This is a genomic window from Kosakonia sp. CCTCC M2018092, assembly GCF_003864115.1.
Taxonomy (GTDB): Bacteria; Pseudomonadota; Gammaproteobacteria; order Enterobacterales; family Enterobacteriaceae; genus Kosakonia; species Kosakonia cowanii.
Map to the genome: position 1 here is coordinate 2,571,301 of NZ_CP034225.1, position 17,487 is coordinate 2,588,787.

Annotated in this window: 16 protein-coding genes; 8 read left to right on the forward strand and 8 right to left on the reverse strand. The window is 55.6% G+C overall.

Features of this window, described 5'->3' with window-relative positions:
• The first annotated feature begins 109 nt into the window (after positions 1-109).
• The 3 genes from EH164_RS12255 to EH164_RS12265 all read left to right on the forward strand — a co-directional run bounded on the left by EH164_RS12255 (position 110) and on the right by EH164_RS12265 (position 3,264).
• Positions 110-1,594: a carboxypeptidase M32 gene (locus EH164_RS12255; RefSeq protein ID WP_124968418.1), complete on the forward strand. Its 1,485-nt coding sequence runs from the start codon at positions 110-112 to the stop codon at positions 1,592-1,594.
• Positions 1,595-1,756: 162 nt separating this feature from the next.
• Positions 1,757-2,152 carry an acid resistance repetitive basic protein Asr gene (asr, locus tag EH164_RS12260; RefSeq protein WP_034814024.1) on the forward strand — a complete coding sequence of 132 codons (396 nt, stop codon included), beginning with the start codon at positions 1,757-1,759 and terminating at the stop codon, positions 2,150-2,152.
• Positions 2,153-2,433: 281 nt separating this feature from the next.
• Positions 2,434-3,264: a serine protease gene (locus tag EH164_RS12265; protein ID WP_023481653.1), complete on the forward strand. Its 831-nt coding sequence runs from the start codon at positions 2,434-2,436 to the stop codon at positions 3,262-3,264.
• A gap of 1 nt (position 3,265) precedes the next feature.
• Here EH164_RS12265 and EH164_RS12270 read toward each other — a convergent pair whose 3' ends face one another.
• The 4 genes from EH164_RS12270 to EH164_RS12285 form a co-directional block, all read right to left on the reverse strand.
• Positions 3,266-5,428, reverse strand: coding sequence for a bifunctional diguanylate cyclase/phosphodiesterase (locus EH164_RS12270; RefSeq protein WP_124968419.1), 2,163 nt, complete (start codon positions 5,426-5,428; stop codon positions 3,266-3,268).
• A 97-nt stretch (positions 5,429-5,525) separates the two neighbouring features.
• Positions 5,526-5,855, reverse strand: a complete 330-nt coding sequence (gene mdtI / locus EH164_RS12275) for a multidrug/spermidine efflux SMR transporter subunit MdtI (protein WP_023481364.1) — start codon at positions 5,853-5,855, stop codon at positions 5,526-5,528.
• Entirely contained in the window at positions 5,842-6,198 is a 357-nt protein-coding gene (mdtJ, locus tag EH164_RS12280) for a multidrug/spermidine efflux SMR transporter subunit MdtJ (RefSeq protein ID WP_023481606.1), read from the reverse strand. Before mdtJ ends, mdtI begins: the two co-directional genes overlap by 14 nt.
• 397 nt (positions 6,199-6,595) lie before the next feature.
• Entirely contained in the window at positions 6,596-7,666 is a 1,071-nt protein-coding gene (locus EH164_RS12285; RefSeq protein ID WP_023481574.1) for an AI-2E family transporter, read from the reverse strand.
• 232 nt (positions 7,667-7,898) lie between these two features.
• Between EH164_RS12285 and umuD the strand changes: the two genes are divergently transcribed.
• On the forward strand, positions 7,899-8,279 hold the full coding sequence (gene umuD, locus EH164_RS12290) for a translesion error-prone DNA polymerase V autoproteolytic subunit (RefSeq protein ID WP_124968420.1): 381 nt from the start codon (positions 7,899-7,901) through the stop codon (positions 8,277-8,279).
• Positions 8,263-9,516, forward strand: a complete 1,254-nt coding sequence (gene umuC / locus EH164_RS12295) for a translesion error-prone DNA polymerase V subunit UmuC (protein WP_124968421.1) — start codon at positions 8,263-8,265, stop codon at positions 9,514-9,516. The genes umuD and umuC overlap by 17 nt, the downstream gene beginning before the upstream one ends.
• Here umuC and smrA read toward each other — a convergent pair.
• Positions 9,513-10,076 carry a DNA endonuclease SmrA gene (gene smrA / locus EH164_RS12300; protein WP_124968422.1) on the reverse strand — a complete coding sequence of 188 codons (564 nt, stop codon included), beginning with the start codon at positions 10,074-10,076 and terminating at the stop codon, positions 9,513-9,515. The two genes, umuC and smrA, sit on opposite strands and share 4 nt — an antisense overlap.
• Positions 10,077-10,533: 457 nt before the next feature.
• On the opposite strand from smrA, the gene ogt reads away from it, so the two are divergent.
• The 3 genes from ogt to uspE all read left to right on the forward strand — a co-directional run bounded on the left by ogt (position 10,534) and on the right by uspE (position 13,107).
• Positions 10,534-11,049, forward strand: coding sequence for a methylated-DNA--[protein]-cysteine S-methyltransferase (ogt, locus tag EH164_RS12305; protein ID WP_124968423.1), 516 nt, complete (start codon positions 10,534-10,536; stop codon positions 11,047-11,049).
• Between the two features lie 209 nt (positions 11,050-11,258).
• Positions 11,259-12,011 carry a fumarate/nitrate reduction transcriptional regulator Fnr gene (gene fnr, locus EH164_RS12310; protein WP_023481718.1) on the forward strand — a complete coding sequence of 251 codons (753 nt, stop codon included), beginning with the start codon at positions 11,259-11,261 and terminating at the stop codon, positions 12,009-12,011.
• Positions 12,012-12,156: 145 nt separating this feature from the next.
• The gene (gene uspE / locus EH164_RS12315; RefSeq protein WP_124968424.1) at positions 12,157-13,107 is read left to right on the forward strand and encodes a universal stress protein UspE; all 951 of its coding nucleotides are present in this window, start codon (positions 12,157-12,159) and stop codon (positions 13,105-13,107) included.
• 29 nt (positions 13,108-13,136) lie between these two features.
• Here uspE and EH164_RS12320 read toward each other — a convergent pair whose 3' ends face one another.
• From EH164_RS12320 to pntA, 3 genes are all read right to left on the reverse strand, one after another.
• Complete coding sequence (locus tag EH164_RS12320; protein ID WP_023481720.1) at positions 13,137-14,249, reverse strand: mechanosensitive ion channel family protein; 1,113 nt, start codon at positions 14,247-14,249, stop codon at positions 13,137-13,139.
• Positions 14,250-14,357: 108 nt separating this feature from the next.
• Positions 14,358-15,746 (reverse strand): Re/Si-specific NAD(P)(+) transhydrogenase subunit beta, encoded by a 1,389-nt coding sequence (gene pntB, locus EH164_RS12325; protein WP_124968425.1) that lies wholly within the window; start codon positions 15,744-15,746, stop codon positions 14,358-14,360.
• Positions 15,747-15,756: 10 nt separating this feature from the next.
• Positions 15,757-17,289: a Re/Si-specific NAD(P)(+) transhydrogenase subunit alpha gene (gene pntA / locus EH164_RS12330; protein WP_124968426.1), complete on the reverse strand. Its 1,533-nt coding sequence runs from the start codon at positions 17,287-17,289 to the stop codon at positions 15,757-15,759.
• Between the last annotated feature and the right edge of the window lie 198 nt (positions 17,290-17,487).

Below are 17,487 nucleotides of genomic sequence, written 5' to 3' on the forward strand. Positions count from 1 at the left end.
ATTGGTTAAATGAATGTGTTCTCTATTATGGTACAGATTTTAACATTAGCCGCAGACCTACTATTTTTAGGTGTTCAGGTTAAGAAAATGCAAAAAAATCAGAGGCATTATGGATAAGCAAAACTACCAACAACTCACCCGTACCTTTCTTCGCCTGTCACGTTTCTCACACCTTGCCGCCGTTGCCGGCTGGGATATGTTCGCCATGATGCCGCCGGGCGGCAGCGCCGCGCGCGGTGAAGCGCTGGCCGAGCTGAGCGTGCTGCGCCACCAGATTTTAACCAACCCGCAGGTCGGCCAGTGGCTTGCCAGCGCCGGTCAGGAAGATCTCAACGATGTTGAGCAGGCTAACCTGCGCGAAATGCAGCGCCACTACGATGAAGCAGCACTGCTGCCGGAAGCGCTGGTGGAAGCCCTGTCGCTGGCGGGCAGTAAATGCGAACACGCCTGGCGTACCCAGCGCCCGGCCAATGACTGGGCGGGCTTCTCCGCCAACCTGAAAGAGGTGGTGAAACTCACCCGCGAAGAGGCGAAGCTGCGCGCGGCGGCGAAAGGCTGCTCACCCTATGATGCCCTGCTGGATAAGTTCGAGCCGGATATGACCAGCGCCCGCCTTGATGAGCTGTTTGGCGAGGTCAAAAGCTGGCTGCCGGATCTGCTGAAAAAGGCGGTAGAGAAGCAGGCGCAGCAGACGCTTATTGCGCCACAAGGGCCGTTCCCGATTGCCGATCAGCGCGAACTGGGTTTGCAGGCGATGAAGACGCTCGGTTTCGACTTTAACGGCGGACGCCTTGATGTCAGCGCCCACCCCTTCTGCGGCGGCGTGCCGGAAGATGTGCGCATTACCACCCGTTACGACGAAAATGAGTTGCTGAGCGCCCTGTTCGGCGTGGTGCATGAAACCGGTCACGCCCGCTATGAGCAGAACCTGCCGCGTAGCTGGCCGGGTCAGCCGATTGCGCTGGCGCGCTCCACGGCGATCCACGAGTCACAGAGCCTCTTCTTTGAGATGCAGCTTGGCCGCAGCGAAGCCTTCCTGCGCCGTCTGCAGCCCGCGATTATTGAGCGCTTTGGTATGCAGCCTGCCTTTGAAGAGCACAACTTTATCGCCTGGAACCAGCGCGTGAAGCCGGGCTATATTCGCGTCGACGCCGACGAGGTAAGTTATCCGGCACACGTTATTCTGCGCTATGAGATCGAGCGGGCGCTGATCGACGGTGAGATTGAGGTCGACGATATTCCGGCACTGTGGAATGAGAAGATGCAGGCCTGGCTTGGACTCTCGACCGAAGGCAACTACCGCAACGGCTGTATGCAGGATATTCACTGGACCGACGGCGGCTTTGGTTACTTCCCCTCTTATACGCTGGGCGCGATGTACGCCGCACAGCTGTTCCACGCCGCGCGCCGTGCGCTGCCGGGTCTGGATGACGCCATCGCCGCCGGTGATTTCAGCGCGCTGTTTGAGTGGCTGCGCCAGAACATCTGGCAGCACGGTAGCCGCTTTAGCACCGCACAGCTGATTGCCAACGCCACCGGCGAGCCGCTGAATGCGGACTATTTCCGCCAGCATCTTACCCGCCGTTACCTCTGATCACCGCGCGCCGGAGCCGCTTTCCGGCGCGTTTTCCCTCTCTGTACATTCCGTTACACGCCGATACCAATCACTCACGGAAACGCTTCGATAACAGGGATATAGTTCTTTCAACGGCCCCGCAGTGGGGTTGAATGAAGAAACTAATTCGAGGATATCGGAATGAAAAAAGTATTAGCTCTGGTTGTTGCCGCTGCAATGGGTCTGTCTTCTGCTGCTTTCGCTGCTGACACCGCTGCCACCTCTCAGGCGCCGGCTGCTGCGCCGACTACCACTACCGCTGCTCCGGCTGCTGCTGACACCAAAGCTGCTCCGGCGAAGAAAGTTCACCACAAGAAACACAAAAAAGCCGCTGAGCAGAAAGCTCAGGCTGCTAAAAAACAACACAAAAAAGCTGCCGCTAAACCGGCTGCTGAGCAGAAAGCCCAGGCTGCTAAAAAGCACCACAAAAAAGCAGCCGCTAAACCGGCTGTAGAGCAGAAAGCCCAGGCTGCTAAAAAACACCACAAACACGTAAAACACACTGCTGCTAAACCGGCTGCACAGCCGGCTGCATAAGCCACGTGTCTGTAACCGGCGCTCACTATGAGCGCCGTGCTAAAACGCGGCGCTGAGCCCTTCGGGTGAAGCGCCGTTTTTCTCTGGAGGCCTGAGCATGCTGCGACGTTATCGTTTTGAAGTTATCCTGATGATGTTAATTCTCTGCGCGCTTATCGCCCTCCGTTTCTATCTTTATTGATGTAGCACGCTGATTTTACTCCCGCTTTCTATGCGTCCCGTCTATATTTATTACTCATGGCTCGACCTTAATAATCATAATTTCCCCACCTGAGAGTACTATGCGAAGAACCGTTGTGCTGTTGCTGGGACCGCTGCTTTTGTTTTCCGCTGTTGGACATGCTGATGATGGCGATGAGGACGCGGTTAGCGCCAGGGATATAAAAACCCTCTTTTTTGGGCATGACGATCGTGTCCGCGTCGCGTCACCGACCACCGCACCGTGGGATGCGATAGGTCAGCTCGAGACCGCCAGCGGCAATCTCTGCACCGCCACGCTTATCTCCCCGCATCTCGCCTTAACCGCCGGACACTGTCTGCTGACGCCGCCGCGCGGCAAAGTTGATAAAGCGATAGCGCTACGGTTTGTGTCGCAAAAAGGGATCTGGCGCTATGAGATCCACGGTATTGAAGGGCGCGTTGATGCCTCGTTGGGTCGACGACTGAAGGCCGACGGCGAAGGGTGGATTGTCCCCTCCTCGGCTGCCTCATGGGATTTTGGGCTGATTGTTTTACGCTATCCGCCCTCCGGCATTACGCCCCTGCCGCTGTTTAGCGGCGATAAAGAGGCGCTTACCGCCGCGCTGAAGGCGGCCAACCGCAAAGTGACGCAGGCGGGTTATCCGCAAGATCATCTGGATAATCTCTTCAGCCACCAGGATTGTATTGTGACAGGCTGGGCGCAGAGCAGCGTGCTGTCGCATCAGTGCGATACGCTGCCGGGCGATAGCGGCTCACCGCTGATGTTAAAAACCGATGAGGGCTGGCAGTTGATCGCCGTGCAAAGCTCAGCCCCGGCGGCAAAAGATCGCTGGCGCGCTGATAACCGCGCGATTGCGGTGACCGGTTTTCGTGACAAGCTGGACGCGCTGGCCAGCGATACGGTGCAGTAACTCACTCCTGCCGCTGGTGATGCTGTTGTAGCAGCCTCTCCAGCGGCATCGGTGCGCTAAAGTAGAATCCCTGCAACTGATCGCAGCCCGCATCACGCAGCAGCGCCATTTGCGTTTCGTTTTCCACCCCTTCCGCTACGACCTGCATCCCCAGCGCGCTGGCAATGCGGATTGTGCCGCTTACTAATGCTGACGCCTGCTCATCGTTATCCACTAATCCGGCTAGCGATTTATCAATTTTGATGGTGTCGAAATTAAAGCGCCGCAGGTAGCCGATGCTGGAGTAACCGGTGCCGAAATCATCGAGCGCCACCGCCGTGCCCAGCGCTTTTAAGTTGGCAATCGCCGCCTGCGCGCGCTCCGGGTTCTCCAGCACGTACGTTTCCGTCACCTCCAGTTGCAGGCGCTGCGCCGGAAAGCGGCAGGTCTCCAGCACCTGAGCCACTTTGTCTTCAAACTCCGGGTCGCGAAACTGCGCGGGAGAGATATTAACCGACAGTTTGAGCCCCGCCTGCGGATAGAGATCGCGGCAGGCGCGACGCAGGACAAACTGCCCCAGCGCGTAAATCAGGCCGCTGGTTTCAGCAATCGGGATAAACTCATCCGGTTTCAGCTCGCCATCCGGACGCCGCGGCCAGCGCGCCAGCGCTTCAACGCCGCTCATCTTGCCGCTGCGGGCATCGATAATCGGCTGATACCAGACGTCAAACTCCTCCCGCTCCAGCCCGTCGCGGATATCGTTTTCAATCATCAGCTGGCGCTCGCGGGCGCTGTTTAGCGCCGCGTCGTAGTGCGTTACCCGCGCCTTGCCACACATTTTCGAGTGGTACATAGCGATATCGGCCCGGCGAAACAGCTCGGAGCTTGAGCACTCCACCAGCGTTCCGCTGGCGATACCGATGCTGGCGCTGATATGCAGCGAACGTTTGCCAATGCGCACCGGCGCGCGGAAGTAGTCGAGCACCGTTTGCGCAAAGTCGGCGGCTTTTTCAACCGACCACGGCCCGCTCAGGGTCATGGCGAACTCATCCCCGCCCATGCGCGCCAGCATGCCGTCGGTCGGCACTTTTTCCTGCAACGTTTGCGCAATGGTGACAATCAGCCGGTCACCCACGTCATGACCATAGATATCGTTCACATCTTTAAAGCCATCAAGATCGATAAACACCACGCTTATCAGATCGCTGTTGCCCCACTCACTCCACTGATCTAACTGCTCAATCAGCGCGCGTCGGTTGGGCAGACGGCTTAGCCAGTCGGTTAGCGCAATGCTGCGCGCCAGCTTCTCCCCTTTTGCCAGCTTATAAAGCCCGGCGCTGCTGAGCACAATAAACAGCAGGATAAGACCCGAGGCGAGCATTGCGATCTGGCGGATATCGTCTGCCGCCGCGTCTGCCGCTTCCGCGCCGGGTAAGTGCGGTTTCCAGCTCATATAACCGAGAAATTCATCGGCAGAGCCATGTAACGGGATACTGCTCGCTGGGGTATTTTGCGACGACAGTCGCAGGTTCTGGATCTGAAAGGTGCTGCCCAGTTCGCTGAGCAGTTCATCATCAAGATGACGGGTCATCACTAAGTAACGACGCGTACTGCCCTGCTTCTCAAGCCGCCCCGATATCGGGCGGATCAGGCCTATGCTGACAAATGCTACCCCCCGCTGTGTGCGGGTGATACCGGCGAAAATGTCCTTGCCCTGCTGCAACGCCGCGGCATGGTTGCGAATAAGCGCCGCCAGCCCGTCACCAAAAAAGGCGAGATTGCGCTCGGTAAAAGGCTGACTGCGAAACGCCCCCCACACCACTGTAAAGTGTTCATCCAGCACAAAGGTGCCGTCATAAAGATTATCGACTTTAAAGCCCGCGCCCCAGGTGTTGTAGAGCCAGCCGCTATCCATTGGCGTGCGGTAGACGACGCGCACCGCTTCATCCCACACTGCGTTATCGAGACCGAGGGATCGCATTCTGTTGACTGAAGTCTGCATCGCACCCTGCACGGCGAGCGCCGCGCGGTGCTCATCGATTTCATTCGCTTTGCTGCTAATCAGGTGCAGTGAGAGATAGAGGAGCGCAACGACGGAGATGATTAAGCCCACTCCCGCCAGAAAAATCATCACAAAGAGCGTTCTTGCTGTGGGAATATTGCGCCAGCTTAGCGGATTGAGCATCGACGACCCTTACTGGTGTCCCGTAACGTTTGTTATTGTCCTCTAAGCGTAATACAGCCCACAAATTTCGTTGCCCGCAAACGCGGGCAATATCACATCAGGAAAGTTTTATCAGCATCATCCCGATAAGCAGCAGCGCCAGGCCGATCCAGCCTTTGCCATTGAGGCGCTGGCCGAAGAGGATCCAGCCGGCGGCGAGCGTCGCCACGATACCAAACCCGCCCCACAGCGCGTAGGCGACGGAGAGATCGATCCCCTTTACCGCCTGCGACAGCGCGCTGAACGCCGCCAGCACCGCCACTAACGATCCGCAGCCATAGAGTTTGCGACGAAAGCCGTCAGAAAGTTTTAAAAAGATGTTGGCGACAATTTCCAGAATAATGGCCATCGCCAGCCATAACGCGTGCACCCACTCAAGCAGTAACATGACCCTGCTCCTGACGTGGGGCCTTACGCGTGCCGGACTTGATCAGCACAATACCGAGCGCCAGCGCCACCAGACCCGCCGCTTTCAACGGTGAGAGGGGTTCATCAAACAGCAACACGCTAAACAGCGTAATAATGGCAATACCGACACCTTCCCATAATGCGTAGGCCACGCCGAGGGCGATTTTTTTTACCGCAAACGCCAGGAAAATATAGGAACAGGTGATCATCACCAGCATTAAAATAAAACCGCTGTGGCTGTCGTTAATACTTGCCCATTTCATAGATAGCGTCCCGGTTATTTCCGAGACAATCGCCATCGCTAATAAAATCCAGTAAATCATATTTTTTCTCCTGCTTGAGAATAGAGATCCTTGCGATTTACCGCATAGCGGAAAACCGTAAAAAAATTAACAGTTGCGCACAGGGCGCCGGATCGGGCAGGAGAGGACTACAGCGCAGTGCGCCAGTATTGTTCGCCCGCAGGCGGGCAGCAGAAGGAGGCAGGAAGTGAAAAACAGGGGGTAAGACTACTGAACCGAATGTCCATATTTTTACAATTTACCGCGCGTTGCTTCTCTTCGTGGCGGTTAAAAATTGTCCTCAGTTGTTGTACATGCCTTATATTTAGCACAGGCTAAGATTTTACTCAAAGTATTTGCAATTCTTTACCGCTCACCAAATTAATTAAACGAAGAGTAAACGAACGCTGCCGGTTTATTTCCGGCAGCGGATTACGTTTTATTCCTGCGGCGTATTAAGCGCATTGGCACGCGCTTCTGCCAGTAAATTCCACGAGGAGATAAACAGCCCTGCGATCAGTGGCCCGAGCACAAAGCCGTTGATACCGAAAAATTGCAGACCGCCAAGGGTGGTAAGCAGGATCAGGTAGTCCGGCATACGGGTATCTTTCCCCACCAGCAGCGGGCGCAGCAGGTTATCTGCCAGCCCGACCACAATCACAAAGTAGAGGGTCAGCAGCGTGGCAGTGAGCAGCTCGCCCGTGGAGTAGAGGAAGATCACCGCCGGGATCCAGATAAGCGCGGTACCGACCGCCGGGATCAGCGACAGGAACGCCATCAGCGCGCCCCACAGCAGGCTGCCGCTCAGGCCAGCGAACCAGAAGCCAATCCCGCCCAGCGCGCCCTGCGCAATCGCCACCACCAGCGTTCCTTTTACCGTCGCGCGCGCCACACCGGCAAATTTCAGGAACAGACGGCGTTTGATTTTGGCCGACAGCGGCATCACCTCGTAGATCTTCTTCACCAGCGCAGCGCCATCTTTCAGCAGGAAAAAGAGCAGATAGACCATCAGTGAGAAGCTGATGGTTAGCCCCAGCGTCCCTTTACCGATGATCACCGCGCTGCCCGCCAGATAGCGCCCGACGCTGAGTGCCACACCGGAGAGTTTTTCGCGGATAGCGTCTACCGAATCAAAATTGTTTTCGCGCAGCGCATGTTTCGCCCACTCCGGCAGGTGCGCAATGCCGTTGCTTAACAGCTGCGGCAGATCCGTCGCGTTAGTTTGCAGGCGCTGATAAAGCGCGTTGATCTCTACCGCCAGCGACGAGAGCACGATCATCATCGGGATAAAGACGAGGATGCAGATCAGCAGCACGGTGATCAGCGAGGCGATACCGTTTCGCCCGCGCAGTAGCGCGGTGAGCTTTGTGCGCAGCGGATAGAAGATCAATGCCAGGATCACCGCCCAGATGATGGCGGAGTAGTAAGGCTGGATCAGGGTGAAAAACGCCACGCTGACCAGTAATAACAAAATAGTAAAAAAGAAGTTGTTGCTCTTAAGCGTTGTCATGCGGACCGTCCAATGGAAATATTCCCTCTAAGTGTAGTGGCTTACCCTTTGATTGCAAAAGCATTAACCGGCAAAACACACAGCCCGCCGCGCGCACGCTGAAAATGATTGTGCAAAAAACTGCCAATATCATCAGGATCTTTCAACGATCCTTGCTTCAGGGGCTTGATCCTTTCGTGCGAACAGCGATACTGTATTTATATACAGTAATAATAAAAGATCGACACCCATTATGACTACCAGCGCTTTTCCGAGTCCGGCTGCGGACTACATTGAAGATGCGATCGACCTGGTGAGCAGCCTGATCGCCCACCCGTCGGCCACCTATGTGATGCGGGCTTCCAGTGACGCCATGTGCGAGGCGGCGATCCTGCCAGGGTCGCTGTTGCTGGTTGATACCAGCCTGCAACCGGGCGATGGCGATATCGTTGTCGCCCGCCTGTTAAGCGGTTTTATGGTAAAGCGCCTGCGGCTACGGCCTTATCCGCAGCTGGTGGCGGATAACCCCGCTTACCCGGCGATCAGGATCGATGAAGAGGAAGGCGCGCATATTGTTGGCGTCGTGACGACCGTGATCACTTTGCCGCCCCGCCATCATGTACGCGCTCGTTGATGTTAATTCGTTCTATACCAGTTGCGAGACCGTCTTCCGGCCCGATTTAACCGGTAAGCCGGTGGTGGTGTTATCCAATAACGATGGCTGCGTCATCTCCCGATCGTCCGAAGCCAAAGCGCTCGGCATCACGATGGCTGACCCCTACTTCAAGCAGAAAGCGCTGATGGAGCGTCACAATGTGGCGGTGTTCAGCAGTAACTACGCGCTGTATGGCGATATGAGCCATCGGGTGATGACGCTGCTGGAGGAGCTCTGTCCGGCGGTGGATATCTACAGCATCGATGAAGCGTTTGTGGATTTAACCGGCATTCCACAGCTGCGCGAATTTGGGCGCACCCTGCGTAACGCCATTTATCAGCGCACCATGCTTACCGTCGGCGTCGGCATTGCGCCGACGAAGACGCTGGCCAAGCTGGCGAATCACGCCGCCAAAAAGTGGCCGCAGGCGTCGGGCGGCGTGGTGGATCTGTCGCGCCAGGCGCAGCAGTTAAAGCTGATGGCCGCCCTGCCGGTAGGCGAAGTGTGGGGAATTGGCCGCCGTCTGAGCAAGCGGCTGGAGGCGATGGGTATTGATACCGTGCTCAAGCTGGCGCAGAGCGATTTATGGCTTATCCGCAAAAACTTCAGCGTCGTGCTGGAGCGAACGGTACGTGAACTGCGTGGCGAACCCTGTCTTGGATTTGCTGAATTCGCGCCAGCGAAGCATGAGATCATCAGCTCCCGCTCCTTCGGCGATCGCGTCAGTGACTACGCATCGGTGCGCGAAGGCATCTGCACCTGGGCGGCGCGGGCCGCTGAAAAACTGCGCGCGGATCGTCAATATTGTCGCTATGTCGGGGCTTTTATTAAGAGTAGCCCGCACGATGATGATGAACCTTATTACAGCAATAGTGCAGGCATTCGTTTGCTAACGCCGACCCATGACACCCGCGATATTATTGCGGCAGCAACGCGTAGCCTGGATATTATCTGGAAGCAAGGGCCGAGATATCAAAAAGCGGGCGTTATGCTGGGGGATTTTTTTAGTAAAGGCGTTGCGCAACTTAATTTATTCGATGAATTTACTCCGCGAGAAAATAGCGAATCGCTAATGAATGTTTTAGACACGCTTAATAAGAAGGGAAATAAATTATGGTTTGCCGGCCAGGGCGTCACGCCAGGCTGGAGGATGAAGCGCTCCCTGCTCTCCCCCGCCTGGACCACACGCTTAGCGGATGTTCCGCTTGTCGGCTAGCGGCTGCGCTTGGCGTGCCGCTCCCAGTTCTCCTGCTTTGCCTGCTCAGATTTGCGCAGGGCGACATAGCATGCGCCGCTGCCGCCGTGGTGCGGCAACGCCGGGCAGAACGCCTGCACATCCTCAAACTCCGGCAGCCAGCGCGCCAGGTAGCTACGGATGATATTGGCGTGCGAAGTTTCGTCGCGCCCTTTTCCGTGAATGATCAACACATTGCGCAGCCCATCCTTACGGCTCTGATGCATAAAGCTAAACAGCATCTGCCGGCACTGCTCGACGGGCTGGCGCAGCAGGTTCAGGCTCGCCTGCTGGCTATATTTGCCGAGCCGCAGTTTATCGAGCACGCCGATTTGCAGCCCTTCGCGGCGAAACTCCAGCGGCGTATCAAGCGCAACCGGGTCAAGAAAACCGGTGGTCAAAAAATTATCGAGCTGCAGGGTGTCAATGCGCTGCAATGGTCGGGATTTATGGCTCGGGTGCCAGTGCACATCGGCGCTGCGCTTCAGGGGTTGGACATCCTCCATGGCGTCAAGAAACAGCGATTTTTCATCCGGGTTCATGGGGCAGTCCTCCAGCAACATCTGCTGAAGTACTATAGCTGGCACAGGAGCGCTTCTCAATGCTGTGGGCAAATTACGCGTAGGCACAAGGGGTTATAAAAAGAGTATAACGGCGTGCCTTTTTATACCCTGAACCTTTGTTAAATAATCGTGAAATTAATCACTGATTAAAACTGGCAATAATTATTATGGCCGCTATAAATATAAAGAAGGCGCAAGGATCGCGTGCAAAAAATAAAGATTGGATGCTCAGTTTGTGTGTACTCTGGAGCCTGACGGATGTCGGCAGGCTCTATTTTTTTAATTAATAAACGTTAGTAACCTTATATTTTCTCCGTCAATTAACTCTTAAGGGTTATTTCCTTATTGACACCTAAAACTGCCACCCTTTCAGGGTATGGTGAGGCGTTTTTTTGTTTGCTAAATTATCACCGCTATTAAGTGATAAGGACGCGAGATGCTCACCCTGCTTGAAGATAAAATCTCCACCCCGCTTGGCCCGCTGTGGGTCATCTGCGATGAGCAGTTTCAGCTGCGCGCCGTCGAGTGGGAAGAACATGATGCCCGGATGGTTGAACTGCTGAATATTCACTATCGCCGTGAAGGGTATCAGCGCGTGGCTTCGCAGAATCCTGGCGGGTTGAGCCAAAAACTGCAGGACTATTTCGACGGCGACCTGGCGGTGATTGATACCCTGCCGACCGCGACGGGCGGTACCACTTTTCAGCGCGAAGTGTGGCAGATGCTGCGCACTATCCCCTGCGGTCAGGTGATGCACTATGGTCAACTGGCGACAACTCTTGGTCGCGTCGGTGCGGCGCGTGCCGTGGGTGCGGCGAACGGTGCTAATCCGATTAGTATTGTCGTCCCCTGCCACCGCGTAATCGGCAGTAACGGCATGCTAACCGGCTATGCGGGCGGTGTGGCGCGTAAAGAGTGGCTACTGCGCCATGAACGCTACTTACTATTGTGAGAAAACAGGTCTGTTTGGTATGTATTTCATGCACTTCGCTCGCTAAAGCCGTAGTGAACTAGTGGAAATTCAATAACATGAGACAAAGTAAGTCTTTACCGTTTCGCTCCACTGTTTCATTTATGGTGAATTGACGTTTTGCCAGGCTTACGTGCGCCATAAAAAGATGTTAAAATTGACCAATATCAATTACGGCGTAGAGCAGACCTATGATCCCGGAAAAGCGAATTATTCGACGCATTCAGTCTGGCGGTTGTGCTATCCATTGTCAGGATTGCAGTATCAGCCAGCTTTGCATCCCCTTTACTCTTAATGAACATGAGCTGGATCAGCTCGACAATATCATTGAGCGTAAAAAGCCCATCCAGAAAGGTCAGACCCTGTTTAAAGCAGGCGATGAGCTGAAATCGCTCTACGCTATCCGTTCTGGCACCATTAAAAGCTATACCATCACCGAACAGGGTGATGAGCAGATCACCGGGTTCCATCTGGCGGGCGATCTGGTGGGCTTTGACGCCATCGGTACCGGCCATCACCCGAGCTTCGCTCAGGCGCTGGAGACCTCAATGGTCTGTGAGATCCCGTTCGAAACGCTGGACGATCTCTCCGGTAAAATGCCGAGCCTGCGCCAGCAGATGATGCGTCTGATGAGCGGTGAGATCAAAGGCGATCAGGATATGATCCTGCTGCTGTCGAAGAAAAACGCGGAAGAGCGCCTGGCGGCATTTATCTACAACCTCTCCCGTCGTTTTGCGCAGCGTGGTTTCTCACCGCGTGAATTCCGTCTGACCATGACTCGTGGCGACATTGGCAACTACCTCGGCCTGACCGTTGAGACCATCAGCCGTCTGCTGGGTCGTTTCCAGAAGAGCGGCATGCTGGCGGTGAAAGGGAAATATATCACCATCGAAAATGGCGATCTGCTCTCTGAGCTGGCGGGTCACGCCCGTAACGTTGCCTGATTTTTACCCCCACCTTTTGCCTTTTTGCCGGGTCATTACATTTTTCTGATTTATTGATCCGGCAAAAGGTTTCCGCTGTTTCATTCAGCTTATATGGGTTATCTTTTACTGTCAGAGAGTGGTGACAGATGTAAGGAGACCCTGTATGGCTAAGTATCAGAATATGTTGGTCGCCATCGATCCTAATCAGGACGATCAACCCGCATTACGACGTGCCGTGTATTTGCATCAACGGATTGGCGGTCGGATCAAAGCATTTCTACCGATTTACGACTTCTCATACGAGATGACCACCCTTCTGTCCCCCGATGAGCGAACGGCGATGCGCCAGGGCGTTATCAGCCAGCGCACCGCATGGATCCGCGAACAGGCGAAATACTATCTCGACGCGGGTGTGCCAATCGACATCAAAGTGGTGTGGCATAACCGTCCTTTCGAAGCGATTATCCAGGAAGTGCTCTCCGGCGGCCACGATCTGCTGCTGAAGATGACCCACCAGCACGACAAACTGGAATCAGTAATTTTCACCCCGACCGACTGGCATCTGCTGCGTAAATGCCCCTGCCCGGTGTGGATGGTCAAAGATCAGCCGTGGCCAGAAGGCGGTCGCGCTGTGGTTGCCGTTAACCTTGCCAGCGAAGAGATCTACCACAACGCGCTGAATGAGAAGCTGGTGAAAGAGACCCAGCATCTGGCTGAGCAGGTCAACCATACTGAAGTGCACCTCGTCGGTGCCTATCCTGTCACCCCTATCAATATTGCGATTGAACTGCCGGAGTTTGATCCGAGCGTCTATAACGACGCCATTCGCGGCCAGCATCTGCTGGCGATGAAAGCGCTACGGCAAAAGTTTGGTATCGGTGAGAAAATGACGCATGTCGAGAAAGGGTTGCCGGAAGAGGTGATCCCGGATCTGGCGGAACATTTACAGGCCGGGATTGTGGTGCTTGGCACCATTGGCCGCACCGGTATCTCCGCCGCGTTTCTCGGCAATACCGCAGAGCAGGTGATCGATCACCTGCGCTGCGATTTGCTGGTTATCAAACCGGATGATTACCAGTCGCCCGTTGAGCTGGATGACGACGAAGACGACTAAGCAACTAACCCGCCGCGAGGCGGGTTTTTTTATACTGCCGGTTGTTCACTCTGCGGCTCTGCCGACGGCGTTTCCACCGCCAGCCCCCCTTTCACCACCACGCACGGTATCGCCAGCTCAATCCCTTCTGCCGCCAGCTGCTCCATGATGCGGATATTGATCTCCTGCTGAATATCCATGTAGGTGTTGTAATCCGCCGAATTAACAATGTGCACCACTTCAAAGTTCAGCCGATCGGTACCAAAGCCGAGGAAGTGGGCGCGATCGAAGCGCGTATTGCCCACTTCGGTAATGATGGTTTTCACCATTTCGCCCACTTTACGCAGCTTATCCGGCGGCGTGGTGAGCGCCAGGCCAAAAGTGAAGACGATACGGCGCGTCTGCATGCGCTTGTAGTTATGCAGCGTTTGCTGCAACAGGATGGCGTTGCCGCAGACAATCTGCTCCCCGCTCAGGCTGCGAATACGTGTGGTTTTGAGACCAATATGCTCAATGGTACCGGCAACGTCGCCGAACACCACAAAGTCACCAATCTCAAAAGGTTTATCGAAGCCAATGGAGAGCGAGGCAAAAACGTCGCTCAGAATGGTTTGCACCGCAAGCGCAATGGCGATACCGCCTACTCCGAGGCTGGCTACCAGCGCAGTAATGTTGACGCCGACGTTTGCCAGGATCGACAGCAGCATCATCGTCCAGAGCATCATGCGCAGCAGCAGACCGGCAATCACCATAGTGACCGGGTTTTTGCTGGTGTTAGGGGAGTACATCAGGTGGCGCATCCACGACACCACGCCCTGATCAAGCCAGAGCGCGATCTGGATCGCCAGCACTAAAAACCAGGCGTGTCCGAGGGTGTTAAAGAGATGGTCGGGTAGATCGACGAAGCGCAGGCTGAAGAGTAACGCCGCTACAAAGAGCAGGAATTTACTGGTGCGTCTGAGCATATCCACCACCACATGCTGCAGCGTGCCGACGCCGCCCTGCTTCTCACTCCAGTTGCGCGCGCCTTTCAGCACCATTTTCAGTAAGTGGGTGAAGAGCCAGTAGACCACCAGCGTCACAATCACCACCGTACCAAGACCAATCCAGAATGAGGGCATCATCAAGATGGATATAAAGTCAAAACGTGACAAAAACGTCATCCTTCCTCCTTATAAAAAAGATCAAGCAAGAAGTATAGACGCTCTGGCAAGCCTTACTGCGGGCAAAAAAATACCGCTCCGAAGAGCGGTATCGTTAAGCAATCAACCTTACAGCGCTTTGAGAATGGCATCGACGCTGGCTTTGGCATCGCCAAACAGCATCTGCGTATTCTCTTTAAAGAAGAGCGGGTTCTGCACACCGGCGTAACCGGTGTTCATCGAACGTTTAAAGACAATCACGTTCTGCGCCTTCCACACTTCCAGCACCGGCATACCGGCGATGGGGCTGCGCGGATCGTCCTGCGCCGCCGGGTTAACGGTGTCGTTCGCGCCAATCACCAGCACCGTGTCGGTATCGGCGAAATCATCGTTGATCTCATCCATCTCCAGCACGATGTCATACGGCACTTTCGCTTCCGCCAGTAGCACGTTCATATGGCCCGGCAAACGCCCGGCGACCGGGTGAATACCGAAACGCACTTTCACGCCGCGGGCGCGCAGTCTTTCGGTAATTTCCGCTACCGGATACTGCGCCTGCGCCACTGCCATGCCGTAGCCCGGGGTGATGATCACCGAGTGGGAGTTTTTCAGCAGCTCCGCCGTCTCTTCAGCGTTGATTTCGCGGTGCTCGCCCGCTTCCTCTTCGCTGCCGCTGGAGGAGCCGTCGGTGCCAAACCCACCGGCAATCACGCTGATAAAGGAGCGGTTCATCGCCTTACACATAATGTAGGAGAGGATTGCCCCGGACGAACCGACCAGCGCGCCGGTGACGATCAGCAGGTCGTTGCTGAGCATAAAGCCCGCCGCTGCCGCCGCCCAACCGGAGTAGGAGTTAAGCATTGAAACCACCACCGGCATATCCGCCCCGCCAATCGACGCCACCAGATGCCAGCCGAACACCAGCGCGATGATGGTCATCAGCAGCAGCGCCAGCACCTGCAGGCCGACGCTGTCGGTACGCACGAAAACCAGCAGCAGCACAAAGGAGACCACCAGCGCGGCGAGGTTCATCTTGTGACGATTCGGCAGCATCAGCGGCTTCGAGGAGATTTTCCCGCGCAGCTTACCGAACGCGACAATTGACCCGGTAAAAGTGACGGCACCGATAAAGATACCAATGAACACTTCGGTGAGATGGATATTCACCAGCACCGGATCGATGCCCGGGTTGTGATCAAGATAGCTGTTGAAGCCCACCAGCACCGCTGCCAGGCCAACAAAGCTATGCAGCACCGCGACCAGCTCCGGCATTTCGGTCATTTCGACACGCTTCGCCAGACGCATACCGATTGCGCCACCGATGATCATCGCCAGCAGGATCCAGGCGACATTCCCTGCATCCGGACCAAAGATGGTCGCCACCAGCGCGATCGCCATCCCGGCGATACCGAAGTTGTTACCCTGCTGGGAGGTTTCGTGCTTTGAAAGCCCCGCCAGGCTGAAAATAAACAGGATCGCGGCAACAATGTATGCAGCTGTAACTAATCCACCAGACATTTGTTACCCCTTAGTTCTTCCGGAACATTTTCAGCATGCGCTGAGTGACGGTGAAACCACCAAAAATATTGATACTGGCAATCAGCACCGCGATAAAGCTGAAGAAGCTGACCCAGCCGCCGTGCCCCATCTGCAACAATGCACCGACGACAATAATGCCGGAGATGGCATTAGTGACCGACATCAGCGGCGTATGCAGCGCATGGGAGACGTTCCACACGACGTAGAAACCGACGACGCAGGAGAGCGCAAACACGGTGAAGTGACCAAGGAACTCTTTCGGTGCGACATCGGCAAGCCAGCCAAACAGCACAATCGCCAGCGCCATCAGCGCATATTTACGCCACGGTGAAGCCGGTGTCGGCTCCTCTTTCGGCGCAACGGGGGCCGCTTTCGGTGCGGCCTGCGGCTGGGCAGAGACCTGAATCGGCGGTGCCGGCCAGGTCACTTCGCCTTCACGCACTACCGTTACGCCGCGCACCACCACGTCGTCAAAATTAACCACCACGTTGCCATCTTTCTCAACGCAGAGCAGTTTCAGCAGGTTAACCAGGTTGGTGCCATAGAGTTGTGACGACTGGGTCGGCAGGCGGCCCGGGAGATCGGTGTAGCCAATCACTTTGACGCCGTTGGCGGTAGTGGTGACCTGGTTTGGCACGGTATATTCGCAGTTACCGCCGTTTTGCGCCGCCAGATCGACAATCACGCTGCCCGGCTGCATGGCGTCAACCATCTCGCGGGTGATCAGTTTCGGCGCCGGTTTACCCGGAATGAGTGCCGTGGTGACGATGATGTCGACCTCTTTCGCTTGCGCGGCAAAGAGCTCCATCTCTGCTTTGATAAAGGCTTCCGACATTACCTTGGCATAGCCGTCGCCGCTGCCCGCTTCCTCTTCAAAATCAAGTTCGAGGAACTCGGCGCCCATACTTTGCACCTGCTCCTTCACTTCCGGGCGGGTATCGAAGGCGCGGACAATCGCGCCAAGGCTGTTGGCCGCACCGATGGCGGCAAGACCGGCAACGCCTGCGCCAATCACCATCACTTTGGCTGGCGGTACTTTACCGGCGGCGGTGATCTGCCCGGTGAAGAAGCGGCCAAACTCGTGGGCGGCTTCGACAATCGCGCGATAACCGGCGATGTTTGCCATCGAGCTCAGCGCATCCAGCGACTGAGCGCGCGAGATGCGCGGAACAGAGTCCATCGCCATCACCGTGACATTGCGTGCCGCCAGCGTCTCAATCAGCGCCGGGTTTTGCGCAGGCCAGATAAAGCTGGCCAGCGTTGTGCCCGGATTGAGCAGCGCAATCTCCTCCTCCAGCGGCGCGTTCACTTTCAGGATCACATCCGAATGCCAGACATTGTCACCGTCGACAATGGTCGCGCCCGCCTGGGCAAACGCCTCGTCGTCAAAACTTGCCAGCTTGCCCGCGCCGCTCTCAATCGCGACGGTGAAACCCAATTTTAGTAGCTGCTCGACCGTTTTCGGCGTCGCGGCCACGCGGGTTTCATTGGCCAACCTCTCTTTAGGTACACCAATACGCATAGTTTTCCCTTCCATCGGTTTTAGTTGATGGTTTGTCCGTTTTTCGCGGTGGCTTATTAACGCCGTGCGGAAAATAAAACAGTAACAAACTTTCTATAACCTACTGAAAATAACGCCTGCGATCCACCGTCAGAAAAGCGAAATGCTGCACTAATCCGCGAAAATTAAGCGCTGAAGCGGGCTGACAGGGTTATTTGA